The sequence below is a fragment of the Brasilonema bromeliae SPC951 genome, assembly GCF_012912135.1.
GTDB lineage: Bacteria > Cyanobacteriota > Cyanobacteriia > Cyanobacteriales > Nostocaceae > Brasilonema > Brasilonema bromeliae.
This window is the reverse complement of sequence record NZ_QMEB01000103.1, coordinates 1-20,233: the sequence shown is the minus strand read 5'-3', so window position 1 is coordinate 20,233 and position 20,233 is coordinate 1. Positions and strand designations below refer to the sequence as shown.

The window sequence follows — 20,233 nt, the reverse complement described above, 5'->3', positions numbered from 1 at the left end:
ACTTTATCCCACTTAAGTATAAAAGTGTTGAGAGTGCTATAAACTTTCAAAGTCGTTCAGCCTTATCTGCTACCCTTTATTTGATATAGTGCTGCATTTGTGCTTCTCTATCAATTTTTTCTGAAGCCAAAAGCTCTGCAGCTTCTTGTAAAAGCTGATTCTGTTCTTGTTGAATTTCCTCTAGTCGAGTAGAAATTTCTACCAATCTTTGTTGGTTATCCTTGTGAATAGGAGAGATTGTAGGTAGTACCGTTGGTATACTATCAGTGGTTTTCGTATCGGTCAGTTGCTTAAAGACCAAGCTACCAACTTTGGTAAATGATACAAAGCTGAACTTTGCAACAGCTTGGAGTAATTTCAAAGGAACTTGCAAAACTGATAAACTGGCTGACTCAACTATACGACCAATTGCTTTGATGAGGCTCCAAATAACAGCAAGGGCAAAAACCAGAATCACTAAACTGATGATTGGGTGGTTAGCCGCCCAACCGAGAATTTGAACCAGCCGCAAAAGTGTAGGATGTTGCTCAAACCAATGACTCATAGCAGAAGAAATGGCTGTTTGAACCGCCACCGATGTTGTATTCTTTACTTTGTCTGCTGATTGCAACGTTTGTTCAACAGAAGCTTTAGCTTGCTCAAGGGTTGTCGTCACTGTATCAACAGTCCGATGAGTGGCTTGAGATGCTCTTTCCTGCCAAGACTCCCCAATCTGTTGTGCTGATGTCGTGAAAGAGTTAACACTCTGGTTAAGAAAATCTTTCGTCTGCTGAAAACCTAGACTTATATTTTTACAGAGTTCGGCTAGAAGTGCCATAGGGTATTTCACAACGGACACTGAAAGCAAGATGAAGAACTTGATTCAATGTAACCAAAAATTTGTCCGGTTGATTATCAATTTTCTTAGATGATATATTCTATCCCTAGATATAAGTGCATTGATAATAGCTGTCTGTATTTGTCCATTCATCTTTACTCATAAGATGGTCGTCACAGGCTTGTAAAATGATTGAGTACTCTCAAAAATTAGTGCACGATGATCTTGAAACGAATTTCTTTTTCTACTTAGACATAAAATTTACAATTCATCCTTCATTGATAACTAATAATCTTTCCTAGGTTAGAAGATATAGACAAGTACTATTTGTTACAAATAAAACATAAATGATTTGAAATAGCAGGCGTTAAGCGCTTGTAAATCCACTACCCATGCACTTATCCAAAGGTTATTAGGGAACACCGATCTTAGCTTTGACGTCAAAAAAGAAGAAACACATAGCCCAGTCTTTTATCAAACTTATATGCCTTAGTGCAATGTATGAACCTCCTGATAAGCAATCTCTGCTAATCAATTAGCTTATTTTTGGCACATTCTTGCAAATTAGCAAGCTTTGCCCTTATTCACATAATAAAAAGACACTGTCACACAAATAATACAGAAATAATAGATGCTCATGTTCCATGTGAAGATTTACAACCTAGTTCACCCTAGCATTTCATATGTTACGAGCATGACATCTGAGAAAAAAGTCTTATAACCCTATTATTTGACTCGGGAACACTACTTTTTTTGAGCTATACACTGTCACAAGTCCCATGAATGTCATTATCCGTTTGCTGAGTGTATTCAGCCTGTCTGTGTCTGCATTAGCAGCCTCTACCAACGTTGCAAGAGCGCTGGAAACTCCAACGACTCCCCAACAAACAACAACACAACAAAATCTTTGTTCTTCCGATACCGTGGAAAATTTGCTGCCAACAGCCGTAGGTAAGCAAAGCCCTTCTCCACTTTCCTACCTGGCAGAGGCAGGTTTTACACAGAAGCCAGATGGTTCCTGGGTTTGTTATGTCAGAGATAATACAAAACAGAAGCGCTATTACACTCTCCTCAAAGTGCAACAAGTCAATGGAGCGCTTGTAGCTAGTTCCTTCTTAGAAAATGGGACTCTGACTGAGGGACAGGATGCTCGCAGCTTGGAGTTGTTCATGAGCCTGATTTCAAACTATACGAATACAAATCAAGGGGATCGTCAAGGTATCCAAAGGTATTTAGAATCGTTTATTTCTCTGGTCAAGCAAGGAAAAGTGCCTGCCTCAGGTCGAGGGTATCTTTTTGACCTAACAAGCCGTGGATTTGTGGTATATCAGCCCATTACACAAGGACAACTTCAGGGCACAGCAATCACGATTAACATTACCTCGCCTCAAAATTTAGATTCTTCTCCAGTCTCTCAGGCGAAATCCCTTCGAGGCACAGTGTAGAAAAATTCAACATCAAAACGAAATTCAAAAAACTCTCTCAAAATAATCTTTTTGAATTTGAAATTGCTTTTTCTTCAATCCCCTACTGCCTTGTTTACTGGAGGTTCATCTTGTTTAAGTCTCGTATTACAAAAAGTATTATTGCGTTTTCATCCTATATGGCGGCAATACTGAGTGCGCCTCAGCAGGCACTTGCTCAGCTCAGTATTGGGCATTACGGTGTCCAGCCAGGACTGGAGTCAAATTATCTGCGGTATCAACTCTCCGGCCAGGATTTGAGTAAAATGCGAGTCATTCCTGGATGTAGCGTAGGATTTGGTGCTGCTTGTAACAAGTCTGGAGCAGTACTACAGCAATTAGTGGAATCCAACAACGGACCTAGTTACAATGACCTCGTGATCCGAGCCGCTGGAGGACAGCAAAACTTTCAAAATTTTGCCTCTTTCTATGGAAATAATCCTAATCTTGAAAAGATACCGTATACCTCATTCTGGCAAAACGACAGTCCTTATATTATGGATGGATATCGGTATACTCTTGGGCAAACAGTTAGTCGGACACCCCAAGCAGGTCTAGGACAGGTAACCAAGAACTTTTACTGGTCACCTGAAGGATCTGGGAACTCGCTTGACCCTCGCAGTGGCTTACTGAATTTGAAATACTCCTATGGGCGTTTGCTGTTGGAAGAAGTCGCAAAAATTCCCAATTGGAAGCAGCAGATTCAATCTCAAGATTTGCCGCCAGAGGTCAAGCAGTATTATGTGAGTAAGGTCTCTCAAGGGTTGCGTGCCTTGAACAGTGGCAATGAGGAGCAACTAGAAGGGAAGCTTCTTGATGTCCTCTCCGCACCATACACGCCAGAGGCAAGTCCCTTTAACCGTCCGAATGCTGGTATTCCTCAAGAGTTTGACCAGATTGTTGGTCAAGGTCTTCCAGGAGATGTCGTTGTAGGGGGACTCCCAATATTGCCTGAGGGAGACGTGATTAGCCAAGAGATTGCTCCGATCCCTGAAGGAGATGTTGTCACACGAGGCGGAGGTGGCGGGTTCCCATACTGGGCACTCGCTGGTATTCCCTTAATTCTTCTACCTTTTCTTTTTGGCGGTGGGGATGATAATTCCTCAAAGACCGTAGCTGTCACTCCACCCTCGACGGGCGAAACTCCACCCCCAACGACGGGCGAAACTCCACCTCCAACGACGGGTGAAACTCCACCCCCAACGACGGGTGAAACTCCACCTCCGGTAAGTCCACCTCCGGTAAGTCCACCTCCGGTAAGTCCACCTCCGGTGAGTCCACCTCCGGTGAGTCCACCTCCGGTAAGTCCACCTCCGGTAAGTCCACCTCCGGTAAGTCCACCACCAACACAGCGTATACCAGAGTCATCAACCTTAACGCCTCTTTTGTTGCTGACGATGATCATGTCTATACTCAGCTACAGAAAGTGGCTCAAGCCCGGTGTACGGATGTAGAAATCAAAACAAATCCAAATCCGTTACTGCACCAAGACTGCTGGAAGATACCAATTTGGTATATTTTGCCAGCACACCTCTGGTGTAACGGGGTGGAAGTGGCTGCCAATTGGCACGACGATGGGCTAGTTCTTCATCAGATATATGTAAATGTAGTGAACGAGCATGGGCATCAATGGTGATGGTATCGCCTTCTTCTACTAGAGCGATCGCCCCCCCAACTGCTGCTTCTGGCGCAACGTGACCAACAACCATACCGTAGGTACCACCAGAAAAACGTCCATCGGTTATGAGTCCCACTGAATCACCCAAACCAGCACCAATAATAGCCGAGGTGGGAGCCAGCATTTCCCGCATTCCAGGACCACCTTTGGGTCCTTCGTAGCGGATGACGATGACATCCCCTGGGTTAATTTTCTTTGCTAAAATCGCATCCAAGCAGGATTCCTCAGATTCAAAAACCCGTGCTGGTCCAGTAATTTTAGGTATTTTTATCCCAGTAATTTTAGCGACAGACCCCTCTGTTGCCAAGTTACCTTTGAGGATGGCTAAATGTTCTTTTTTTATACATTGGATAATTCCAAGGATGGATAACGTCTTGATTACTAGGTGGTTCTTCTGGAACATCAGCCAGCACTTCGGCTACTGTTTGTCCAGAAATAGTTAGGCAGTCTCCGTGTATCAAGTTATGTACGAGCAACATTTTCATGACTTGAGGAATACCACCCACTTTGTGTAAATCTGTGGCTACATATCGACCAATGAGTTTGAAATCGTACAATACTGGGACACGAGCACGGATAGTTTCAAAGTCGTTTAGGGTCAGTTCGACACCAGCAGCGTGGGCAATTGCCAGCAGATGCAACACTGCATTTGTGGAACCACCCACCGCCATGACGACAGAAATAGCATTTTCTATGGATTTACGAGTTATAATCTCAGAGGGAAGGATTTGCTTACGAATGGCTTCCACTAAGAGGAAAGCAGATTTTTCAGTACTTTCGGCTTTCTCTTCATCTTCTGCTGCCATCGTGGAGGAGTAAGGTAAACTGATCCCCATCGCTTCAATGGCACTAGACATAGTATTTGCCGTGTACATTCCACCACAGGAACCAGCACCCGGACAAGCCCTTCTCTCAACCTCCAATAATTCCTTCTCGTCGATTTTATCAGCGCTGTATTGACCGACTGCTTCAAAAGAGCTGACGACAGTCAAGTCGCGTCCGTTGTAATGTCCGGGTTTGATGGTACCGCCATAAACAAAGATGGCAGGGATGTTCATGCGAGCAATAGCAATAACAGCCCCTGGCATATTCTTGTCGCAACCGCCAATGGCAAGAACACCATCCATACTTTGCCCATTGCAAGCGGTTTCTATTGAGTCAGCGATGACTTCCCGCGATACCAAGGAATATTTCATCCCTTCAGTTCCCATAGAAATGCCATCGCTGATGGTAATCGTACCGAACATTTGCGGCATTGCCTTGGCATTTCTGACGCCAATTTCTGCTCTTAGTGCTAATTTGTTGATCCCCATATTGCAGGGGATAATAGTACTATAGCCATTGGCAATACCAACAATAGCTTTGGAGAAATCCTCATCTTGAAAACCAACGGCGCGCAGCATTGCTCGGTTGGGCGATCGCTGCACTCCTTGCGTTACAACTTGGCTTCTTAAATTCTCTGACATTTTGATAATTCCCCTGCGCCGTCATCTTTCTCTTGGCACATTTCCTTTGTAATTATTTCAACATATCAGATACTTTAGAGCTGATGTTCACGCGTTTGCCGAAATATGATAGCTACCGTAGCTAATTGTTGATTTTACCATCTGGCATAATCGCACCCTGCAACAGAGTACCCATCATGTGTGCCCCGTACAGATTAGCTCCCTCTAGATTTGCAGCGGTGAAATCTGCATCTATCAAATCTGCCATTTTCAACACTGCTCCATCAAGGATAGCTCCTGTGAGCTTTGCTTCATGAAGATTTGCTCCACTCAGATTCGCTCCTGTGAGGTTAGCCCCCGTCAGGTTAGCTCTTACTAAAGATGCTTCTGTCAAGTCAACGCCAACCAAATTTGCTTTACTCAAATCAACTTCACTTAAGGAAGCTCCTTTTAAACTTGCTCCGCTGAGATTGACTCCATTTAGGTAACCACCTATCAGGTTTACACCTTTGAAATTTCTTTCTCCTGCGTGATAGCGTTTCAATAAATCATCTACGCTCATTGCACGATTTAACAATACTTCTTGCATGCAGTGTGCCTCAAAGAACAGACTTTAGTGTGAATTGTGTCATCAAGTCAAGTTGTGACAAATTCTCTCATTAATTGACAAAATATCATGATGGCAATTCAAACTAAGTCATTGGTAAACAACTCACAAATGATAGTTTGTTAGGGCGTAAACACTACCACCAATTAAAGTTGTATATTAGACAATTTGCACTTATGATTGTTTGTCAAGTTTTTTGACTTAATGAGTGTAGTTCTCTTACGCTTCATATATAATTCCAACCACGACGCAGTTGACTTGATTCTTCAGATAGGAAATCAGATGTGATAGTATACTTGAAGTCGTGATGGTAGTTGCTCAAACATTTTTAAATGTACTCTCAGAGGAGACAAAATAGAGCGGTTTGCATATTAATCTTCACTCACAAGTGTCTGGTTCAGGTTAGATAGACAATAGAACTGACTAACTTACGGCATACTCGGTAAACTGCCGCATAAAAGGAGATTGAAACCCCAGCACGATATCTTCCTTTGGAACTCCTGCTGCAACCAAATCTGAGGCAATATCATCTTCTGTACCGTTCCACTGAAGCCAAATTTTCCCACCCTTAATGTCTATGTGCACGATACAGCTATGCACCCAATTATCCCCTTCCCAACCTACGTGAACAATCTGATAGTGATCACGTTTTATATCAAAAATTTTCTCAACCTCAATATCCCCGTAAGCTGGTTTTTGCTTGCCGTATTCTAATAATAACTGCTGTACAAGTTGACGGTATAGCACTAATTTTTCCATTCTGAAATCACCTCACGCTTAACATCATAAATAATCATCTTGACCTGATTTTCTTGAACCATTTCCTTAGGGAAATCAAGTTGAAAAAAAGTGTTGTAAATTGTCATAGGCACTGCTAAATATAAAATACGCTCTGGCTCTCGCCGCCTTAACGCACCCCTATAATTAATAAATTGCCCTAACGCTGTATGAAATTCCGAGATTGCAGAGGACTTTTCCAAAAAGCTCTTGATCTCGACAGCAATTTTCTCTCCTTCTCGTTCTGCTGCAATGAGTTTTTCTGCTGCCAAATCAATTGACATATTCACGCCACCCACACGCTCATGAAAGTGGATCGTGAGTTATCTGCCAACCATCTTTTTGTAAAGCTTTCTTGACAACTTCATGAAAGACATCTTTGGCAGACATAGGTATCCACAATGATATTTTCTGCTTTCATGCTACCTCATTATATCGCCCAGCAGATGGTTTTCCCGCGCCCTGGCGACTGGTATCAGTCCTGATTTTGATCAGGAGCAAACACAAGCGCCGATTTATAAATATTCCCATGCTGCTTGGAAAAAATCTCGCTCACACAACATGGCATAACGATAAGTTGACTCTACCAAAGTCGTGCGACTCGTATAAGAATCAACCAAATCTTCCAATTGTTGGGTTAGTGGTTGAAAATCTGAGCCACTATAAGTACGAATCCAATCCGCATATTGATGATTGGGAATGTTATCACCAGCCAATTGTTTCCCTAAAAAAGCATATAAACGCATACAGGGAGACATAGCCGCAGCAGTTAAACCCACATCACCACTCCAAGCAGTTGCTAATAAAAAATCAGTATAGCGACGGGTAGTCACTCCAGGTTCCACAGAATGCAAACTGACTCCCCACTTTGCAGCATAACCTTCATGAAGTTTCAGTTCTTGCAAAACTCCATCAGCCAAAAAGTGAAATGTAGTAAATACTGAAAAATCTGGTGCTTTAGCTGCGGCTATGCTGTAAGCACGAGCAAAGGCTTCCAAGAAAAAAGCATCTTGTCCGACATAATAGCCAAATTTTTTCTGCTCAAGAGTACCGTCACCGATACCTTGGACAAAGGGATGCTCAAGACAAGCCTGGGCTATGTCTTGATTTGCTTGCCATAATTCTTTTGAGATAGTCATGAGTCATAAGCGATGAGTTGTCAATTAAATACTACTATCCACTCACGACTAATCACTAATCCTCCTCTCTAAAATGGCAGAAACTGGAGTAGTAAAGAGCCAACACTTCCTACAAAATCAATGAAATCAGGTTGTTTTGGTTTTACCTTAGTTTCGTAAGGTGTTTGCAGTTCTTTGATAAAAGCTTGTGCTGTTTGTATTCCACTGCTATTTTTTTGGGTTCTAAACAATTTTTCAGCAACTTGGGCGTCTTGAAATGCACCTTGTCGGTCAAATATTTGGTAACGAGCAACACCACGAGCGAGATAAGCACCTGCATAATCAGGTTTCATGACAATAGCCTGATTGAAATAATCAATTGCTTGCTGTTGATTGCCTTTTTTTGCTTCGGTAACACCCCAAGCATAAAATTTCTCATGTGTAGCAATTTGCAATGGTATGCCTATTGCTCCTTGCAAATTAATCCCATTAAGATTCACACCATTCAATTGAGCGTTAACTAAATAAGTATTTCGCAAATCAGCATTCTGCAAATTAGCCCCACTGAGATTCGCTTCGGTGAGGTTAGCACCAAATAAACCAACACCACTCAAGTTTGCACCCCTCAAATCAGCACCGTTCAAGTTAGCGCGGCTCAAGTTAGCACCTGCAAGATTGGCTTTACTTAAATCCGCTCCTGATAAATCAGCCATCACCAAACCAGCCCCGGCTAAATCACAGTTTTGACACTGTTTGCTTGCTAATAACTGTCTGACGTGATCGATATTTGCTGCTTGAATTGTCTGGCTGAGGCTGATAAGCGTGAAAAATACAGCGGTGGCTAGAATTTGGCTTTTCATCATTGACGTCGCAATGTCTTTCCCTGAAGACTCAGTGTTTCCTTAGACATATCTTTTTATCTTTTTTATTTTCCTAGTTATATCACTGTTGCTATGGCGTATAATTCTCTTTATGACGTTGAGTGACAGTGAAAGCGGATGAATCAGAATTTGTCTTGTCTGTGGTTGTACGGGCTGAAGAAAACCAGTTCAGTTCTGTAAACAAGCTCAAGGCAAATGTCAGAGTAACAGCTAGCAATAGTTTTTCTCGCATAAGTTATTCCTCACAACTGCCAAGTAAGAAATCAGTACTTGTAGTCTAAGTACAAGGATGATTTGTCTTCACTCCCAAGCTAAGAGATAAACAAATTTGGGGAAAGTGACTAATATCAATTATTTGAGTGACGCTCGTCACTGACGTAGTATCATGTGCGTGAGTTGCTTACCTAGAACGAACTTTCTAAGGCATAATTGTGTTATTCAGGTTTACACCTTCTAGAAGAGTTCCTTTCAAAATAGCTCCCTTAAGGTTAGCATTATCAAGCCTGGCACCCCTGAAATCGGCGTGACTCAGATTCGCATTGCGAAGATTGGCATTGTTAAGAATTGCACCACCGAGATTAGCACTCCTCAAATTCACACCACTTAAATTAGCATTTGCAAGATTCGCACCACTCAAGGTAGATCCACTCAAATCAACACCACTCAAGTCAGTGTTTGCAAGATTCGCACCGCCTAAGTTAGCATTACGCAGCTTCATCGTCCGTAAGTCCTTTCCTTGCCAATTCACACCACCAAGGTTTTTCCCCAGTTCGTTTCGCTGTGTTTGAATTGTTACGACTTGTGTGTCTTCTGGTGATGAAACTAATGTGTCTTCTGGAGGCGGAGTTAATGTATCGACAGGTGCTTCTGTTATATCTTGTGTGCTTACTATTTGCTTGGGTACTGCAACTGGTGTTTCCACGCCTTTGAGCACTACGTAGATTCCAACTCCAGCTAAAAGAGTTGTTCCAGTCAGTATCGCGGAAAGGGTGAAAAGCAAATTTTGGCGTTGTTGGTGATACATTTGTCCTGCTTGAGTGGTATAAATTTGGGCTTTTGCCTACTATTTATAGCAGTTCTCAATTGACTAAAGCAGGACTGACGCAAAAATAACGTAGTTGCGTCATTGCGACGTAAGTCGTAACTACAGTCTTGTTCTTTCGTAACTCGTGCGTAAGTCCTATAAAGTACACTGAAGTTCAGTTAAAATTAACGATGTGCAATTACGATCGCTTATTTCACACAATTGAACAATTAGTCATGCATCATTCTCCTAGTGGTGCAGAAACAGAAATTAACAAATTTTTGATACAGCAATTTGCGGCGCTAGGAGTGGAAGTGTGGTGCGACCGCGCTGACAATATCATTGCTAAAATTCAAGGGCTAGATTCCACTAGACAGATTGCTATTACTGCTCACAAAGATGAAATAGGCGCAATTGTGAAAACAGTTGGCGAAAAAGGTCGAGTCGAAGTTCGCAAGCTAGGCGGCTCATTCCCCTGGGTTTATGGCGAAGGAGTGGTAGACTTACTAGGAGACAACACAACTGTGAGCGGTATTCTCAGTTTTGGTTCCCGTCACGTCTCCCACGAATCTCCCCAAAAAGTCCAACAGGAAGACACTCCTGTCAAATGGGAAAATGCCTGGATAGAAACAAAACGTACCACTACTGAATTGGAAGCAGCTGGTATTCGACCAGGTACCAGAATGGTTATTGGCAAGCATCGAAAACGTCCAACGAGGTTAAACGACTATATTGCCAGTTACACCTTAGATAACAAAGCTTCAATAGCAATTTTACTAGCACTTGCCGAAAAAGTAAAACAGCCAGCAGTCGATGTGTATCTAGTCGCATCAGCAAAAGAAGAAGTGGGAGCAATTGGAGCACTTTTCTTTACTCAAAACCAGCGCTTAGATGCCTTGATTGCTTTAGAAATTTGTCCTCTCTCATCAGAATATCCAATTGAGGACGGGGAAAGCCCTGTGATACTTTTTCAAGATGGATATGGAATTTACGATGAAACGCTAAATGGACAACTGCGTCACTGCGCCAAGCAAGTAGATATGTCAGTACAGCTAGCAACAATCAGTGGTTTTGGTAGTGATGCTTCGATTGCGATGAAATTTGGTCATGTTGCTCGCGGTGCTTGTTTGGCGTTTCCGACACAAAACACTCACGGATACGAAATCGCCCACTTAGGAGCAATTGCTAACTGTGTTGATTTGTTACAAGTTTTTTGTGAGACGGAATTTGAGTAATTATTCTTCCTCTATTTCCCTCATTTCTCTACAAGTAACAATGTATTAACGTGATAAAGTTAATACCCACAAGTCTTTACAATGAACCCAGGTAGGTGAATTAATTCGTAAAGAAAATTCTTCCATCCTGAATCCCCACCAATTCTGTATTCTATATTCTGAGTTGTTCTGAAAGTAAGCCAATGCCTAAGATAGTTGCCGATATCATGAGCCGTGATCCAATCGTCGTCGAACCAGAAACTCCTCTACAGGAAGCGATTAAAATCCTGGCAGAACGACGCATTAGTGGACTACCAGTTGTGAATGACGCTGGGAAGTTAGTCGGTATTATCTCAGAAACGGACTTAATGTGGCAACAAACTGGTGTAACCCCTCCGGCTTACATTATGTTTCTTGATAGCGTCATCTATTTGCAAAATCCCGCAGATTATGAACGTGACTTGCACAAAGCACTTGGGCAAACTGTTGGCGAAGTCATGAGCAAAAACCCGATCACGATCGCTCCTGACAAAACTGTCACAGAAGCTGCTAAACTCATGCACGATCGCAACGTCCACCGCCTACCAGTACTTGACAGCGAGAGCCAAGTTATTGGTATCCTCACCCGTGGTGACATCATTCGCGCAATGGCTGCAGAACAGTGAACAGTGAACAGTGAAGGAGTCAGAAGTCAGGAGTCAGAAGTCAGAAGTCGGAAGTCGGAAAACTAAATTCTTTATTTCTTCCTTTGGAATCAAGAATTCCTGTATTCTGAATTATTCTTCAAACTGATAACTGATGACTGATAACTGATGACTGATAACTGATAACTGATAACTGATAACTGGTTAACTCTTTTTAAAAACATCTTTGAAAATTAGGATCATTAAATGAGCATTACTCCTGAATCTGTTAAGGAACTGCTGGAATCTCAAGATTTAGGCGATCGCTTGCGAGCAGTTAACCAAATCCGTCAATTAGAGCCAAAGCTAGGTTTTGAGTTGGTTCAAAATGCGATTAATGATAGCAACTCCCGTGTGCGCTACTCAGCTGTGAGTCAGTTGGATACGCTGGGTAAACAAGATTTAGATTTATCTTTAAACATATTGCGCGATCGCTTGCTCAATGATCCCGAAGCCGATGTTCAAGCAGCAGCAGCAGATTGTTTAGGTGCTCTTGGGCTGCGTGAGGCTTTTGACGATTTACAACAACTTTACCAAACCACCAACGAGTGGATTGTACAATTCAGCATCATCGCCACACTAGGAGAGTTGAACGATCCAAGAAGTTTTGAGTTGCTCAAGACGGCACTTTCTTCAGATAATGACTTAGTCAAAACTGCAGCCATTAGTTCTCTTGGCGAGTTGGGAGACTCGCAGGCTATTCCCTTGTTGGCTCCCTATGCAACAGATCCAGATTGGCAAGTGCGCTATCGGCTGGTGCAAGCCTTGAGTCGTTTAGGCGGTACAGATGCAAAATCCATATTGGAAACTTTGGCGAATGATGAAGCAGAAGCTGTTGCAACGGAAGCCAAGAAATCTTTAACCGAGGCTTGAAGCATCTGGCTTTAGCATGACTCAGTGAACCGTATTGCTCCATACCACTAAAAATTTGTTCATACTGAGCTTTTTTCCCGTTTACAGTTTGATAAATATACTTATAGCCTCCTCAGTTCTCAACTCAGGAGGCTAATCATCATATTTTGTGTAATTGACATCTTGCACTCAATGAGGTAGGGCGAATATAATTCATTTTTACCTACCTGAAATACCCTAAAGAAACAGGGTTTGTGGGACAAGAGCGCAATAACCTGTGCAGGTCTCGGTGTAGTTATGTAAAAATCTCTACATCTTAAAACAAACCCCAATCTAAAACTAGGGAAAACTAAGGGAGTTCCTGCCAAAAAAAGGGGTTCAAAAACCTATATTTTCCCGGAATCTGCTGCAACAGACTTGGGGTCTATATCAGTTGGCTTAAGAACAAGGTGTCACAATCCAAAAATTACCCATTAGGGTATGGGCAATTTGTCAAACTATTGTTATCGTTCGTAATACGGAGGTACAAATGTTTTGGACAAATAAAGCTCCTGCGACATACCTTATCACTTTACCTGACAGCCATATCACCTTTACTTTTTCTTTTTAGGAGTTCATCATGAATCAACCAATCGAACTGACGCTCGAACAGCAATTCAACATTTGCTCATTTGCAACTCAAGTCCAGCACATGAGCCATGATCAAGCTAAAGACTTTTTAGTCAAGCTCTATGAACAGATGGTACTTCGGGAAGCGACCTATAAAGAGCTTCTTAAGCACCAATGGGGAATAGACTCTGGTGAGAGCTGGGCAGCATAGAGTGTTAGCGCCGTAGTAGGCGACCTCCTTCTCTTGCTCAGTTCCAAGGAGGAAACGAGCTGGGGATGCCGGGGCGTCAACTAATCATAAGCAACTACGATTAGAGATTTTCCCAACGATAATTCATCTTATCAAGTGACTTTCACTTGGTGACGCAGAACGTTTGGCAAAACAATTGGACATGACGATATGTATGCATTTATGACACTACACTGCTGCTTAATTGCAGGTTTTGACGATAAATGCCATTGCACGTGTTTTCAAAAAACAGCGTTTGACTCGTAAGCGCGCATGTAAGCCCAGTCATTAGTTTACTCTAAATTTTACTGTTCATATTCTTTGTATTTACATTTCTTATAACTTTGTTCATGATTGTATACATATTTTCTTAAAAAGACTTTACACAAGGATGGAATGATGGTATAAAAATGACACTGTTTTACAGTATATTCTTTTCAGACGAAAAGGTCAAATGAGGAATCTGTATCAGTTGCTTCTATCTTTGCCAAAATATAGGGCTTAATCTTTTCATACTCACTTTTAAGTAAAGTTTTACTAAATTGTGGTTCGGCAGAAGATACCAGCTTGTTGCTCATCGTTACCCAGTGATGTAACCACAGGCGTTGTGTAGAAGCAATACTTGAGAGTAATACATCAACACAACGATTTGGTGTCTCCCGAGTAAAGAACAGTATCGGGTAGTAACCTGTTTGTCTGAGTAGGCGAGTGATTTTTTGCCCGAAAGTTGTTTTGAGATCAATGTAGTATGTTAGCCATTTTGCACCATGTTTAGCGTTGTAGATGAGGGTAATCCATAGCAGCATGGGGTGAGGAGAAGTTATAAAAAGAAATTGATTATAGCGCTTACAAACCAAACGCTTTTGAATTTCCAAATGCGGTAACATCACCCACAAGGCGGGTATTACCTTACCATTCAAATCCAGAGGACTAGGAAAGACGATATCGGCGATCGGTTTATTCGAGGGCCAAGAAGCTTGCTGTACAATTTCCTCTATCGATCCAGATGATAGCGTCACTGCTTGGCTTTTGTCTTCATACTGAGTTGGATTCAAAGATAGTAGGTGGGATGAGGAGTCCGGGAAGGATATTTTCCCACACTCCCACACTCCCATACTCCCATACTCTCTAGTTCTCTCACTCTCTGTTGCTCCCCCATTTGTAAATGCTATTTCTGAATGCAACCTGGTATCAACATCTGTTTTGACTGAGACACAGACAGTTGGAGGTTGATTAATATTTGGCAAAGTTTGACTTGCGCGATCGCCCTGTTCTAAAGATCGCAGAACCTGAAGAATTTCGTTTATACTTTGGGGACGTGAGCTTGGTGTTTTGGCTAAACAACTCATAACCAAATTTTTCACACTCTGTGGTAGCTCTAGATTGGGTGCAACTTCAGCAAAAAAACGTGGTTGTTGATAGTGGTGTACTTTGTACCATGCTCCAAAAGAGTTGGTTGATGCGACTAGGGGAATTTTGCTTGTAAGCATCTCAAACATCATGACTCCCAAACTATAAATGTCAGCACGGTTATCTAATTCCTGACCATCTATCTGTTCGGGAGAAGAATAAGCAAGAGTGCCTAAATAGTAGTCAGTATAGCTGCTATCGGCATGTAGTAACTTGGCAATACCAAAATCTAGAACTTTGACTAATTCGCCGAAACTATGGTCTTGAATGACCACTATATTACTGGGCTTAATATCGCGGTGAATAATTGGGCATATTTTGCCTTCTACAAAGATACCATTATGAGCGCACTGTAATCCCAAGCAAATTTGACGCACCAAATTCAAAAATCTTGGTAAAGAGAGTGGTTGGTGGCGGATGAGATTGCTCAGGCTGGTTCCTTGGAGGTATTCCATAACATAGAACGGAGTATTATTCTCGTCTACGCCATAGTCCATGACTCGGACAATGTGGATGCTTTTGTGTCCAAGGATGGCACAGGTTTTTGCTTCTTGCTCAAAGCGTTCTTGCACTCGCAGATTTTGATTTTGGGTGGATAGAGCAAGAAACTTAACAGCAACGGGTACGCCACCCAACAAAATGTCCTTAGCACGATAGACTCTACCCATTGCTCCAGTACCAATTATCTCCTGGAGTTCGTAGCGTTTGCCGAGTAAACGACCAATGTTGGGATCTGACATAAATCGATTCCAAAGTTTAAGAGTAGAGAACCCAGCTTTGCTGACAACTTGTAAGTTGATACAGACAAAAGTATATAGTGTTTTTGCTTACTTATTTAGTGTTATATAGCACTAAATAATTTTAAATTATACTCAATAATAACCAAAACATCCACAAATTAGATGTAACAAATAGTGCCCAGCGTCAGTGGAAGTCGTAAGTAGAGAGAATTTCCAACCGCTTTGCCCTGCAGATGATGCAGCTATACGGAAACGCAAACAGTGAATGTGTAGTTTATAAATAGATATCCTTTTTGTGTTAAAAGTGTCACACCATGCCAGTCATCACGATTCGGGAAGAAGAGAAAACCGACACCGGCTTTGAGGTAACTCTCAGATTTGAAGAGGAAGAATATTTAGTTACAATCGCTAACCCATTCACTTCTAAAGAAGAAACAGAACTGGAGTGGTATTTTGAAGAGTGGTTGGAGTTTCCCTTTAGTGACACAGCTATAGCCCAGAGGGCAGCCGCCAGTATTAAAAAGTATGGGCAAAATTTATTTAACCAAGTTTTTACGGATAGAGATGCTTATAGTCAATATCAGCGGCTAGGTAAAGGGCATAATCCCCTACAGATAGAAATTGTCGGGAAAACTCCGGACTTTCAAGCACTCCACTGGGAAGCTTTGTGGGAACCTGGCTATCCGCAACCGTTGGCGGTAGACTGTGTGATGGTGCGTAAGAGTGTTAAACGTGCAGGAAAACGGGCTGATGTTCCACAGTCACCTGTGATTAATTTGCTGGTGGTGATAGCACGACCGAATGAAGAACAAGATGTTGGTTATCGTACCATTTCGCGATCGCTGATTGAAGCGATTGAAAATAGTCAGTTGGCAGTTAATGTGGAGTTACTGCGCCCTGGTACTTATGAAGCACTAGCAAAACATCTGGAAGAAAAAGGCCCAGGGTTTTATCACATCATCCACTTTGACACCCACGGTGCGCTGATGAAATATAACGATATCCAAAAGGAAACCGCAAATCCTTATGCTTATCAGTTGAGATGGGGGCGCTATGATTTGCAACCTTACGAGGGAGTGAAGGCGTTTGTGTTTTTGGAAGGGGAAACCAAAGGCGATGCAGATCCGGTGGAGGCGACGGAGTTGGCGAATCTACTGATGGGTAAGGGAATTCCTGTGTGTCTTCTCAATGCTTGTCAGTCGGGAAAGCAGGTGAAAATGGAAGATGCGGAGAATGACTACAGAGAAACCAGTCTCGGAAGTCAGTTGATGGCTGCAGGGATGCAGATGGTAGTGGCGATGGGGTATACCGTCATGGTGGATGCTGCCAAGCTGATGATGCAGCAAGTTTATGCTCATCTATTTGATCACAAGGATATCAGCGAAGCGATACGGCTGGGCAGGCTGGAACTTTTTAATGACAAAAAGCGCAAAGCTTATTTCAACAAGCACATTGATTTGGAAGATTGGTTGCTACCTGTGGTTTACAGCAATCAAGCTGTGAAGTTCAACCTGCGAGAATTCACGCCACAAGAAGAAGAGGAATTTTGGCAAACTGAAGGTGAAAGATATCGCTTCACGTCGCCAGAATATGGATTTTTCGGGCGAGATTTGGAAATTCTCAAAATTGAAAAGTCATTACTGCGACACAATATCTTGCTGTTGCAGGGAATGGGGGGAACAGGCAAAACAACCCTGCTGAAATATTTGCGCCAATGGTGGCAGAGGACGTGTTTTGCGAAAGATATTTTTTATTTTGGGTATGATCACAAAGCATGGACATTAACACAAATTTTGTTTGAAATTGGTACGCGAGTGTATAAACGTAATGAGTTAGCCAACTTTCAAACGATGAACCAGACGGTGCAAGTGCCAAAATTGGTAGCAAAACTCCGCGCTGAATCTTATATTTTGATTCTAGATAATTTGGAATCCGTGACTGGGCAACCGCTGGCGATTCAAAATACTCTCCCAGAAACAGAACGTAACCAAATCAAAGATTTTTTGACGCGCTTGGTAGGCGGAAGAACGCGAGTGATACTGGGTTCCCGCAGTCGTGAAGATTGGTTGCAAGCAACGACTTTTAAAAACAATATTTATGAATTGCAAGGGCTAGACAAAGAAGCACGTTCTGACTTAGCACAGGCAATTCTCCAAAGCCATGTCACAGCAAAGCGCATTCTCGCTATTCGCCAAGACGAAGATTTTCAGAAGTTGATGCAACTGTTGGCGGGGTATCCTTTGGCGATGGAAGTCGTGCTGGCGAATTTGAAAAACCAATCGCCCAAGGAGATTCTTTCGGCGTTGCAGTCGGCTGATGTGAAGTTGGATACGGGAAATGAGGAGAAGACGAAAAGTATTCTCAAATGTGTGGAATATTCCCACAGCAATCTTTCACCAGAAGCGCAAAAACTGCTGTTGTGCTTGGCTCCTTTTAGTGGGTTTATCAACCGTAGGGATATTCCAAACTATATCAAGAAATTGCAAACACAGGAACCATTCAAAGATTATCATTTTGAGAAATTTGATGAGGCGATTCAAGAAGCAATTAACTGGGGTTTGCTTTCACCGATGAACCTCACCCCCAGCCCCTCTCCTACAAGGAGAGGGGGGGAGGAGGATTTACCGTTTCTGGCAATTCAACCTGTATTCCCCTACTTTTTGAAAACGAAGCTGGAGACTCTTGATGAGGAAACTCGTGAAGCTTTGCAATCAGGATTTAAAAATCACTATGAGGGAGGAGCAAATTTTTACAATCAGTTGATGGAATCCAAGGAAGCGCAAGAGAGGCAATTGGGTATAGACTTCTGCCGCTTGGAGTATGAAAATCTCTACAATGCGCTGCAAATCTGTTTGGATAAGCAAGAGAATATCAGTATATATTTCTGTTTAAACAAATACTTTGAGTTTATTAACGATAACCAAAGTAACCTGAAGTTAGCAGAAATGGTTTGTCAACGTTTACAAAAGTATCCACAAGTATTTATCGAGGGTGAATTAGGTTATCAGATACCATTTGCAATTCACAGACTGGGCACATGTCAACTGGAAACGAAGCAGTACCAACAAGCAAGAAAGTCTTACGAAAAGACTTTGGAATTTTATGATGCACTTGGCAGTGAAGAAGAAAGACAAAAACAACGTTGGAAAGCTAGCACCTACCACGAGTTGGGAAGGGTAGCCCAAGATTTGCGAGAATTTTCAGAAGCAAGGCGCAATTACGAACTAGCTTTGCAAATCAAAATCGATTTTGGCGATCGCTATTCTTGTGCAAGCACCTACCACAACTTGGGAATGGTAGCCCAAGATTTGCGAGAATTTGATGAGGCAAGGCGCAATTACCGACAAGCTTTGCAAATCACAATCGAATTTGGCGATCGCTACTCTTGTGCTCGCACCTACCACCAGTTGGGATGGGTAGCCCAAATTTGGCGAGAATTTTCAGAAGCAAGGCGCAATTACGAACTAGCTTTGCAAATTTTTATCGATTTTGGCGAGCGCTACTCTTGTGCGAGCACCTACTACTGTTTAGGATTGCTTGCACAAGCAGAGGAAAACTACCCGGAGGCGAGAGCTAATTTGCAAAAAGCTTTAGAGATATATGTTGAGTATAAGAATGAATCTAGCGCTGAGGTAGTACGGGAGGATTTAGAGAGATTACCAGAGTAGTTAGAAATCAGGCTTGATGATGCGATTTCAGATTTCTCGTTCCCATGCTCGGCATGGGAATGTAATCAAGTCGGGCTGCTGCCTCCACTCACAGATCTAGTCAAAATTCAATAATTGTACTGATGTTTGATGAGGCAGAGCCTCATCGTAGGCATTCCCTGGTTGAACCAGGGAACGAGAAAAATCAAATATGATTCCTATATGTCATTGCGAATGAAGCGAAGCGGAATGTAGACGCGTTTGCGCAGCGCCCCCTTAGGGGCTAGCGGCTTCCCGATAGCCGTAAGGCGTGGCGTCAGCCATAGGGTAGCAATCGCAAGGGCTTGAGATTGCTTCGCTACATTTCATTTCGCTTGCAATGACATAAATAATTGTGCGTAACCACTTATAAGGTGCTTCAGGATTAGTTTTTTGGTGGTTGGTTTCCCAAAGCATCAGCATCTGGTTCGGTATACTCACAAAAAATATCGATGCCGACATGGACAATGTACAACACAATAACAGTAGCAATAGTCGGATCGAGTGGCACTCCAGTCATAGCTAGCAATGAGACAATCAACCCTGTGAGTAACGGCGCACTTGCTGGATTTCTTTTGTATTCCTGCACTTTGGTACGGAAACTATCATCAGCGCCGCAGAGTTCTTTGCGCAACCGCTTGAGTGTCACTTCCCGCAGAGATTTTTGATAGTCTCTCGTCGCACCGAATTTATCTAACAAAATCTCATCTAAATAAGAGTCAATGTCGCCGTTGTGTTGTTCGATCTGAGTGAGTGCTGACTGGAAAGATGCATCATTTGGCAAAACTTCGCGATATTGCTCGATTTCGGCGGTAGAAAGTTGAGTCATGCTGAACCTTGGTTATTGAAGATTGTAGGCACAAACAAATATACATTACATTGGCGGAGGTTGAGATTACGGAAAAAGTTAGCCAAACGGATACGCGCGTTGCATTCATGATTTCTACCTCACCCTGCCCTGTCGGGCATCCCTCTCCTTATTAAGGAGAGGGAAAGATTT

Annotated in this window: 16 protein-coding genes and 2 pseudogenes; 7 read left to right on the top strand and 11 right to left on the bottom strand. The window is 42.5% G+C overall.

Annotated elements, in window-relative coordinates; translation table 11 throughout:
* Window positions 1–76 precede the first annotated feature (76 nt).
* The gene (locus DP116_RS14455; RefSeq protein WP_169155850.1) at window positions 77–817 is read right to left on the bottom strand and encodes a hypothetical protein; all 741 of its coding nucleotides are present in this window, start codon (window positions 815–817) and stop codon (window positions 77–79) included.
* 779 nt (window positions 818–1,596) lie between these two features.
* On the opposite strand from DP116_RS14455, the gene DP116_RS14450 reads away from it, so the two are divergent.
* The gene (locus DP116_RS14450; protein ID WP_169155849.1) at window positions 1,597–2,262 is read left to right on the top strand and encodes a hypothetical protein; all 666 of its coding nucleotides are present in this window, start codon (window positions 1,597–1,599) and stop codon (window positions 2,260–2,262) included.
* 110 nt (window positions 2,263–2,372) lie between these two features.
* A complete protein-coding gene (locus tag DP116_RS14445; protein ID WP_169155848.1) occupies window positions 2,373–3,734 on the top strand; it encodes a hypothetical protein in 1,362 nt (453 codons plus the stop codon).
* A gap of 3 nt (window positions 3,735–3,737) precedes the next feature.
* Here the strand turns inward: DP116_RS14445 and ilvD are convergent.
* From ilvD to DP116_RS14405, 8 genes and pseudogenes are all read right to left on the bottom strand, one after another.
* A pseudogene (ilvD, locus tag DP116_RS14440) lies at window positions 3,738–5,424 on the bottom strand (dihydroxy-acid dehydratase).
* Window positions 5,425–5,545: 121 nt separating this feature from the next.
* Window positions 5,546–5,965: a pentapeptide repeat-containing protein gene (locus tag DP116_RS14435; RefSeq protein ID WP_169155852.1), complete on the bottom strand. Its 420-nt coding sequence runs from the start codon at window positions 5,963–5,965 to the stop codon at window positions 5,546–5,548.
* A 468-nt stretch (window positions 5,966–6,433) separates the two neighbouring features.
* Window positions 6,434–6,769: a XisI protein gene (locus DP116_RS14430; RefSeq protein WP_169155847.1), complete on the bottom strand. Its 336-nt coding sequence runs from the start codon at window positions 6,767–6,769 to the stop codon at window positions 6,434–6,436.
* A pseudogene (locus DP116_RS14425) lies at window positions 6,757–7,177 on the bottom strand (XisH family protein). The gene DP116_RS14430 and the pseudogene DP116_RS14425 overlap by 13 nt, the downstream one beginning before the upstream one ends.
* 125 nt (window positions 7,178–7,302) lie before the next feature.
* Window positions 7,303–7,926, bottom strand: a complete 624-nt coding sequence (locus tag DP116_RS14420) for a TenA family protein (protein ID WP_169155846.1) — start codon at window positions 7,924–7,926, stop codon at window positions 7,303–7,305.
* 68 nt (window positions 7,927–7,994) lie between these two features.
* The gene (locus DP116_RS14415; protein WP_169155851.1) at window positions 7,995–8,765 is read right to left on the bottom strand and encodes a pentapeptide repeat-containing protein; all 771 of its coding nucleotides are present in this window, start codon (window positions 8,763–8,765) and stop codon (window positions 7,995–7,997) included.
* Between the two features lie 91 nt (window positions 8,766–8,856).
* Window positions 8,857–9,018 carry a QAALIT motif small membrane protein gene (locus DP116_RS14410; RefSeq protein WP_169155845.1) on the bottom strand — a complete coding sequence of 54 codons (162 nt, stop codon included), beginning with the start codon at window positions 9,016–9,018 and terminating at the stop codon, window positions 8,857–8,859.
* Between the two features lie 186 nt (window positions 9,019–9,204).
* On the bottom strand, window positions 9,205–9,810 hold the full coding sequence (locus DP116_RS14405) for a pentapeptide repeat-containing protein (RefSeq protein WP_169155844.1): 606 nt from the start codon (window positions 9,808–9,810) through the stop codon (window positions 9,205–9,207).
* A 191-nt stretch (window positions 9,811–10,001) separates the two neighbouring features.
* Between DP116_RS14405 and DP116_RS14400 the strand changes: the two genes are divergently transcribed.
* From DP116_RS14400 to DP116_RS14385, 4 genes are all read left to right on the top strand, one after another.
* Complete coding sequence (locus DP116_RS14400) at window positions 10,002–11,045, top strand: M42 family metallopeptidase (RefSeq protein WP_169155843.1); 1,044 nt, start codon at window positions 10,002–10,004, stop codon at window positions 11,043–11,045.
* A gap of 182 nt (window positions 11,046–11,227) precedes the next feature.
* On the top strand, window positions 11,228–11,689 hold the full coding sequence (locus tag DP116_RS14395; RefSeq protein WP_169155842.1) for a CBS domain-containing protein: 462 nt from the start codon (window positions 11,228–11,230) through the stop codon (window positions 11,687–11,689).
* A 225-nt stretch (window positions 11,690–11,914) separates the two neighbouring features.
* Window positions 11,915–12,580 carry a phycobilisome degradation protein NblB gene (gene nblB, locus DP116_RS14390; protein WP_169155841.1) on the top strand — a complete coding sequence of 222 codons (666 nt, stop codon included), beginning with the start codon at window positions 11,915–11,917 and terminating at the stop codon, window positions 12,578–12,580.
* A 598-nt stretch (window positions 12,581–13,178) separates the two neighbouring features.
* Complete coding sequence (locus DP116_RS14385; protein ID WP_048869703.1) at window positions 13,179–13,379, top strand: NblA/ycf18 family protein; 201 nt, start codon at window positions 13,179–13,181, stop codon at window positions 13,377–13,379.
* Between the two features lie 455 nt (window positions 13,380–13,834).
* On the opposite strand, the gene DP116_RS29310 is transcribed toward DP116_RS14385, so the two are convergent.
* Window positions 13,835–15,547, bottom strand: a complete 1,713-nt coding sequence (locus tag DP116_RS29310) for a serine/threonine-protein kinase (protein WP_246275629.1) — start codon at window positions 15,545–15,547, stop codon at window positions 13,835–13,837.
* A 314-nt stretch (window positions 15,548–15,861) separates the two neighbouring features.
* Between DP116_RS29310 and DP116_RS14370 the strand changes: the two genes are divergently transcribed.
* Window positions 15,862–19,215: a tetratricopeptide repeat protein gene (locus DP116_RS14370; protein WP_169155840.1), complete on the top strand. Its 3,354-nt coding sequence runs from the start codon at window positions 15,862–15,864 to the stop codon at window positions 19,213–19,215.
* Between the two features lie 403 nt (window positions 19,216–19,618).
* Here DP116_RS14370 and DP116_RS14365 read toward each other — a convergent pair whose 3' ends face one another.
* Complete coding sequence (locus DP116_RS14365; RefSeq protein ID WP_169155839.1) at window positions 19,619–20,062, bottom strand: hypothetical protein; 444 nt, start codon at window positions 20,060–20,062, stop codon at window positions 19,619–19,621.
* Window positions 20,063–20,233: the final 171 nt, after the last annotated feature.